This window comes from Burkholderia alba, from assembly GCF_034721475.1.
Taxonomy (GTDB): Bacteria; Pseudomonadota; Gammaproteobacteria; order Burkholderiales; family Burkholderiaceae; genus Burkholderia; species Burkholderia alba.
Genome location: NZ_JAWJWL010000156.1, coordinates 1 through 742, shown reverse-complemented (window position 1 = coordinate 742; position 742 = coordinate 1). Strand labels below are relative to the sequence as shown.

Here is a 742-nt window from a genome sequence, read left to right as displayed (position 1 = left end):
TCGACGATCGCTTTGGCTTCGCCCAACGTCTCGAACCAATGTAGGTTCAAGCACTCATCGCGGAATGATCCGTTAAACGTCTCGATGTGGCAATTGTCCGTCGGCTTGCCCGGTCGGCTGAAGTCGATTTTTGCTTGGTCGTGGTACGCCCACATATCGAGCAGGCGCCCGGAAAACTCGCTGCCGTTGTCGACAAACAGATGCCGCGGAGCGCCGCGCCGAGCAGCGATTCGGTTCAATGCGGATACCACGTGTTCGCCTTTCAAGCGTTGCCCCACTTCGATCGCCAACGCCTCCTTCGTGAACACATCCACGATCGTCAAAGTGCGAAATTTCGAGCCATCAGCAAGCTGGTCAGCCACAAAATCCATACTCCACGCGTCGTTTGGCCTGACCGGAACGATCTTCGCCACGCGCGTCACCACCATCTTTCGTCGCTTCGGCAATTTCGAGCGCAACTGCAACTGCTCTTCGCAATACAACCGGTACGCCTGATTCCGACCCAACTGCCAGCCTTCCCGGCGCAGCAGTACATGGACGCGTCGATACCCGTAGCGCACACGCGTATAGGCGATCTCGCGCATACGTGAGCGCAGTTCTGGGCGAGGGTCCTTGATACTTTTGTCGTACTGAACGCTGCGCGGTTGCTTCACGAGCCGACAGGCCCGCCTCATCGTCAATCCGTCGTGGCTCACCACGTAATCCACCACGTCTCGTCTCAGCGCGGGCCGGGCCACTTTTT

General features: G+C 58.2%; 1 protein-coding gene. It reads right to left on the bottom strand.

What is annotated here, in order from left to right:
- A partial coding sequence (locus tag RZR99_RS32975; protein WP_323123851.1) for an IS3 family transposase occupies positions 1 to 742 on the bottom strand: 742 nt, incomplete at both ends.